This window comes from Siphonobacter sp., assembly GCF_048595215.1.
Taxonomy (GTDB): Bacteria; Bacteroidota; Bacteroidia; order Cytophagales; family Spirosomataceae; genus Siphonobacter.
This window is the reverse complement of sequence record NZ_JBMDWJ010000098.1, coordinates 1-2,238: the sequence shown is the minus strand read 5'-3', so window position 1 is coordinate 2,238 and position 2,238 is coordinate 1. Positions and strand designations below refer to the sequence as shown.

The 2,238-nt window shown below is 47.9% G+C and carries 3 protein-coding genes; 2 read left to right on the top strand and 1 reads right to left on the bottom strand.

Annotated features, from left to right (window positions below; translation table 11 throughout):
- Positions 1 to 229: 229 nt before the first annotated feature.
- Entirely contained in the window at positions 230 to 610 is a 381-nt protein-coding gene (locus tag ACOJTG_RS05475) for a winged helix-turn-helix transcriptional regulator (RefSeq protein WP_420152888.1), read from the bottom strand.
- Between the two features lie 462 nt (positions 611 to 1,072).
- Here ACOJTG_RS05475 and ACOJTG_RS05470 point away from each other — a divergent pair, with 462 nt between their 5' ends.
- Both ACOJTG_RS05470 and ACOJTG_RS05465 read left to right on the top strand, forming a co-directional pair.
- A complete protein-coding gene (locus tag ACOJTG_RS05470; RefSeq protein WP_420152887.1) occupies positions 1,073 to 1,960 on the top strand; it encodes a hypothetical protein in 888 nt (295 codons plus the stop codon).
- 51 nt (positions 1,961 to 2,011) lie between these two features.
- Complete coding sequence (locus tag ACOJTG_RS05465) at positions 2,012 to 2,164, top strand: hypothetical protein (protein ID WP_420152886.1); 153 nt, start codon at positions 2,012 to 2,014, stop codon at positions 2,162 to 2,164.
- Positions 2,165 to 2,238 lie beyond the last annotated feature (74 nt).

Genomic DNA, 2,238 nt, shown 5'->3' with positions numbered 1-2,238 from the left:
GATTGGGGCATTAACGACAAATGGTTCGCTGTGCTTGACGAACACGAGCGATTCACCCATACCCGGTCTGCTCGGAGAAATGGAGAACATTCTGCAACAAGCCTGTCAGGGAAATCCAAGTGTCCTGCCAACGACAACGGGGAGAAAGAAGCTTCGTGTTTCTTAGCGTAAAAGCACTTTATACGAAGCCGTTCCGGCGGCTTCGTATGATCCCTAGACCGAAGCTGTACTAGTCCTGATCAGGGCTCGGTGTAGTATCGAGGTTCTTTAGAATGAGCGTTCGCAAACGCTGCTCGTGCTGATCACCCCATTGGCCGATGGCACCAATGACGGGGATAAGCGATTTGCCGAAATCGGTGAGGTAATATTCAACTTTGGGTGGAACGACTGGATAAATCACCTTGCCCACCAGCTCGTGGTTTTCCAATTCCTTCAACTGTACATTCAGTACCCGTCGGGAGGCCCCCGGAATTTTTCTTTGCAACTCGCTGGGGCGTTGAAAGCCTTGGTTGATAAACCATAAAAGCCGTATTTTCCATTTACCGTACAGGACTTCGCCGATCAGGTCGAGTCCGCAGTTCAGGTTGGGTAAGGTCTTTCGTTCGTACATTGTACAAAGATAAACATACCTGGTTTGCCTTCAATAGGGAAAAATTTATCCCCATCTGAATCGTAAATCCGTACTTGTCAGCCGCAGGCATAGTACTGAAATTTGTCCAACACAAAACAGCCGGTTCATGTACTTTACCTTTGAAAACGAACGAGTGGGCAAAATTGCACCGATAATTGGTGGTAGTAAAGGCGGTACTATTGCGGCGTAGTTTACCGAAAAAGCCACCGGTACCTTTCCCGGAAGCCCGGCTATGCTACACTATCATCTGGATCTGAAGAATAGCTTGATCAATTCACTAGGAATCTCAGGTTAAAAATGAAGTACATACTTTCGCAGCACATGCTGCGGTAAGATGCGGATTGCCTTACCGCAGCAGGCTGCAAAAACGATTACGAGTTCAACATACGGTTATTTATGATCAGAAAATCAGAGTTTACATGGGTTATGCCCGCCTTATGCATGCTGTTGTTCGCAGTATTCACCACTGCAGCACAAACGTCCCCTTCCACCCACAGAGATGACCCTTCGCAACGCGTAAAATCGGCTCCTGCCAGTGTATGGACGATGTTCCGGGCGGCGGGAATGAAGCCCGTCAACCGCACGCTGACGGCAGCTCAACAGGAAAAGGTGAAAAATGCCTTTGCCTTGTTGCCCCCTATGCATCAGCAAATTTTGAAAGAGCATCTCTATAGCATTAGCTTCATGGATAATATGCCGAATACGGCATTGACTTCACCCATTGATACCAACGGGGTAGCCAAACAGTTCAATATTACTTTCCGGGCGGGTTTGTTGGACGAGACCGTGTCTGAATGGGCAACGAAGAAAGAAAATACGTGTTTCGAGCCGGTAAAGGGTACAAACTATACCCTACGCGTAGAAGCAGGCAACCTGGACGCCCTGATTTACGTGTTAATGCACGAGGCGACACATATCGTCGACGCGGTAACGGAAATTACGCCACATCCCTCCGAACGAGACGCAGTCGTTGAACCCACACCGTTTACCAAAGGGGTCTGGCGTATGATGAACAAGCCTGACGCTAACTATATGGATTCTTTACTAGAACAAACCCGGTTCCGAAGCGGTCAGGCCCTGCCGATTAACCAGGCACCGGACGTGTATCGAAAACTCGCTCAAACGCCGTTTCCCTCGTTATACGCGATGGCTGCCTGGTTTGAAGACATTGCCGAACTGGCCACTATTTACCACCTGACTACCCAGTTAAATCAACCCTTTTACGTGATTGTTACGAAAGACGGAAAGGAGCTAGCTCGGTTCGAACCCATGCGTAACGAGCTGGTGAAGCAACGGTTAAATCAACTCGCCGCTTTTTACGTGAAATAATTTATTTCGTTGACGTTCCTTCCTACAAACTATTAATCTGCGTATCGTGTCATGCAAAAAAATCTGTTTGAGCATAAATTGAAGACGTTTGGCTTGTTGTCCGTAAGTCAGGATCAGACCGACTTCATCAACGGACCGGAGTATAAGCAGTACATCAAGATCCTGTTTCTACCTCCGGGCTACAAGGTCAGAGTCGAGTTTTAAGTTTAAGAAACACAGCGACCAGCCCGTTTCTTAGTTTGTCCCAAACAGTACCAGCAGCTAGAAGAATCGGGTTC

What these genes read in the sequence shown, in the direction of transcription:
- ACOJTG_RS05475 (WP_420152888.1), bottom strand. Translation starts at nt 610, where the DNA reads ATGTACGAACGAAAGACCTTACCCAACCTGAACTGCGGACTCGACCTG.
- ACOJTG_RS05470 (WP_420152887.1), top strand. Translation starts at nt 1,073, where the DNA reads ATGCTGTTGTTCGCAGTATTCACCACTGCAGCACAAACGTCCCCTTCC.
- ACOJTG_RS05465 (WP_420152886.1), top strand. Translation starts at nt 2,012, where the DNA reads ATGCAAAAAAATCTGTTTGAGCATAAATTGAAGACGTTTGGCTTGTTG.